This is a genomic window from Psychromonas sp., from assembly GCF_983033635.1.
On sequence record NZ_CEZLMY010000252.1, the window covers coordinates 1 to 3,649 of the forward strand.

A 3,649-nucleotide genomic window follows, 5' to 3' on the forward strand; every position below is an offset into this window, starting at 1 on the left:
ATCTAGCCCGGCTTACGCCCTTTAGTTTTTCATTATCTTGCTCCGTAAATGTCATCTGATTTTTTTCAGCAATGTCTTTCCATGCTAAATAATGAAACTTAGCTGTATCGACAAGCACACCATCTAAATCAAAAATAATGCCTTGAATTTGTTCTGAATTAACAATCATCATTTTATTCCTTATGTAATTACAAACGGGTATCCCATTGGCCAACAAATGCATCGACTGGACTAACGCCTTTAAATTCTGAACGGCCTAGCAATTTATCGACAACAGCTTCAATCGTATTATCATTACCCGTGTAGGCATTGATATAGGTTTGTACTCTAGCCACATCCACAAGATGATAAGGATTAGCAAATGACACAAACAGGGTTGGAATTTCAGGACTAAACCATGGTGTATCAACGCCCATCGGTCGCGCCCAATTGATACGTAATGTGGTTTTGTTACTGGCGGTTTTAAAATATGCGCCATAAATCACGACATCATAATCGGCGGTAAAATCTTCAACCGATTGCATCATATCTTTCATGGTAAATTGCGAAGTATCGTAGAGGGTGACGTTAAAACCTTCAGCTTCCAATTGCGCTTTAAATTTTTGAACGACTCCTTGTTCCTCACCAAACATACCTGGCTCATCCCCCAAACCGATTAGCAATACGTTACGATGTTCGTCTAAACTCAGAGGTAAAAGATTCTCATTATTTTTGACTAATGTAATCGCTTTATCTGAGCAAGATTTTGCTAATGCTTGATGCTCTTCACAGCCTATGATCTCAGTGTTCATTGTAGCTTCATACTTATGAAGACCTAATGCCGCTTTAGTTGCAAGAGTACGTGTGATCGCCTGATCAACTCGAGCCATGCTTAAGATGCCATCCTCAATGCCTTTTTTCATGAAACCGAAATCTTCTTTAAGATCTTTATTAAATAAAAACAGATCACAACCGGCAGCGATTGTCATTGGCACCGAAAGTTCACGTTTCATTGCTACTGTAAAGCCAGCCATAGTAGTCGCATCGCTTACAATCATGCCATTAAAACCAAGTTTCCCACGTAGTAAGTCATTTAAAAGCTCTGATGAGATAGAAGCAGGCATGATCTCTTGATCACTCAGTTCGGCGTTAAGTTGCTTAGAATACTCCGGCATAGCAATGTGCCCCGCCATCACAGTAAGTGCACCTGCATCTATACATTGTTGATATACCTTGCCGAAACTTTTATCCCACTCTTCAGGTGTCATTGTATTAACAGACAACACTAAGTGCTGGTCACGATAATCAACACCGTCACCTGGGAAGTGCTTGATTGACGTGGCAAGCCCCTCTTTCTGTACCGCTTCGACATATGCAGTTCCCATATTTGCAACCAGTTCAGGATTGCTACCATAGGTTCGAGTATTTGTAATCGGGTTCTGACAGTTATAATCGATATCAATTACTGGGGCGAATGCCCAATTACATCCGGCGGCCTTACCTTCTGCGGCAACCACACGCCCTAGTTTTGTGGCCATCTCAACATCATTGGTTGCACCCACTTGCATTTGGGTTCCAAACTCCGTGCCTTCAAACACTGATCCGTTACCACCACTTTCTAAGTTCGCAGCAATCAACATCGGAATTTTGCTGTTTTTTTGCAGATAGCGATGCACATTTTGCACCTCTTCAGTTGTGCCAGGGCGGAACATGATCCCTGCAGGTTTGAATTCATCTAATAGCGTTTGTAAATCTGATTCTTCGGCACTTAGGCCAATTGGACAAAAAAGATGACCAATTTTATCATCTAGAGACATCGCATCTAGCGTCGTTTCAACCCACCGAATATCATCGTCTGCTAAGTGGAAAGGACTAGCGTGTAAGTCGATCATATAAACCTCACTGTATTATTGAACATTTAGAACGTGTTAAATTTGATGAATGAAGTGTATGCATTTAACGCAGTAAGAGTGCAGTCCTCTTTTGACCAACATAGGGGGGGGATTTTGCCATTGGAATGGAATTGTGATCAGAGTCACTCTTTCGAGATTATCACTTTGTTACTGAGAAATGGGGCAGAGCTGGTTTAACTTACTGAACAATAAATGTTTTTTTGTAGGAGTGGGCGACACCAGAAACATGTTCTCTTTCACAGCCCAAGGTGAATTCCAAAGATCCCCCCTATTGGTCATCAAATTTGCCCCCTCCCTTGTGCAAGTGATTGATAATTTACTAATATCTATAAATATATTTGATTACCACCTAGATTCAGCCTTCACAAACTAGACTTAGCGTAATTCTTTTATGGAGGCAGATCCAATGGCTAAGAACCAAGTCCAATTTAAAAAAAGTATTTCTATTCATGTGTTTATTGAGATGTATGGTCAAGAGGAACAATGTCAAAAACGTCTGTTCGATATGCGTTGGCCAACTGGTTATTGTTGTCCTTTTGTGAGCATGACAAGTATTACCAGTTAAAATCACGATCTGTATATCAATGCAATTGATGCCACCATCAAGCTTCTCTTACTTCTGGCACTCTATTTTCCTACTCTAAACTGCCATTAACTATCGGTTTCTAGCCATTTATCTCATTACACAAGAAAAGAACGGTATTTCAGCATTAGAGTTATCAAGACAACTTGGTGTGTCTTATAACGCGGCTTGGCGACTGAAACATAAACTCATGCAAGCGATGAAAGAGCGTGATGATGAAAATCCACTTTATGGGTTCATCCAGCTTGATGATGTCTATTGGGGTGGCGTAAAACGTGGTGTTAGAGGTCGGGGAGCTAAAGGGAAACGGCCTTTTGTTGCCGCCGTTTATATGAACGAAGAGGGGCATCCCATGCATATGCGTTTTAGCGCAGTAAATGGATTTAAGAAACAAGAATTGACCCAGTGGGCAAAGACTCATATTCGCCCCAAATCATTAGTAATTTCAGATGGTTTAGCTTGTTTCCGTGGCATTGAAGATGCAAACAGTTTCACCAAGCCATTATCACTGGCGGAGGGCCTGGTTGTGTCTAGTTACCTTATTTTAAGTGGGTAAACACTATGATAAGTAACGTTAAGAATTCAATGCATGGTACATTAACAAAAAGCATCTACCACGATATCGTGCTGAATTCTGCTTTAAGTTTAATAGACACTTTAACTTGGAGAAAATGATTGAGCAGCTTATTTATTCAAGTATTCAAACAGCACCGATGCCACAGCGGCTTCTTAAGCTAGCTGAGGCTCGGTGGTAATCAGGTGGTTTTAGGTACTGAGGGATCTCTACAAAAATCACAAATTATACAACCGCATAACGAGGTTGGGTAATTCATGCAAAACCCAAATAATAACTTCATCATCTACCATGTATCGCTCATCATCAATAACCTCTCTGCCAAGATAAACATGTGATAAAACACGTCTGTTTTTTACAGTATTCACCTGTAATGAGTGATGGTAATTTAATTGCTCTGCTGCAAATCCGATGCACCATAAAATATAGAGAATGAATGATCCAATAAGAAGAAGTATATCAAACCGCTCTGGAGTTCGTGAGTTTGCTAACTCAAGGCTAATGCCTAGTTTGGCATTCATTGTGTCTCTGAATGCTTCTTCAATTTGTATTCTTGTTTTGTATAATCTCACGACTTTTTTAGGGGTATTATCCCAACCT

Annotated in this window: 2 protein-coding genes and 2 pseudogenes; 1 reads left to right on the forward strand and 3 read right to left on the reverse strand. The window is 40.4% G+C overall.

The genetic code is table 11. From position 1 onward, the window contains the following. Nucleotides 1-223, reverse strand: a 223-nt coding sequence (locus AC4GME_RS17985) for an HAD hydrolase-like protein (protein WP_490379956.1), incomplete at its 3' end; no start/stop codon positions are given. Beyond that, nucleotides 189-1,871 carry a glycoside hydrolase family 3 protein gene (locus AC4GME_RS17990; RefSeq protein WP_490379957.1) on the reverse strand — a complete coding sequence of 561 codons (1,683 nt, stop codon included), beginning with the start codon at nucleotides 1,869-1,871 and terminating at the stop codon, nucleotides 189-191. The genes AC4GME_RS17990 and AC4GME_RS17985, both read right to left, overlap by 35 nt. A gap of 427 nt (nucleotides 1,872-2,298) precedes the next feature. Here AC4GME_RS17990 and AC4GME_RS17995 point away from each other — a divergent pair. Next, a pseudogene (locus AC4GME_RS17995) lies at nucleotides 2,299-3,230 on the forward strand (IS1595 family transposase). Nucleotides 3,231-3,267: 37 nt separating this feature from the next. On the opposite strand, the pseudogene AC4GME_RS18000 reads toward AC4GME_RS17995, so the two are convergent. Continuing rightward, nucleotides 3,268-3,649 (reverse strand): annotated as a pseudogene (locus AC4GME_RS18000) (IS4-like element ISPpr2 family transposase); the annotation flags it as partial.

Coding starts and splice junctions, on each gene's coding strand:
- AC4GME_RS17990 (WP_490379957.1), bottom strand. CDS start 1,871: ATGATCGACTTACACGCTAGTCCTTTCCACTTAGCAGACGATGATATT.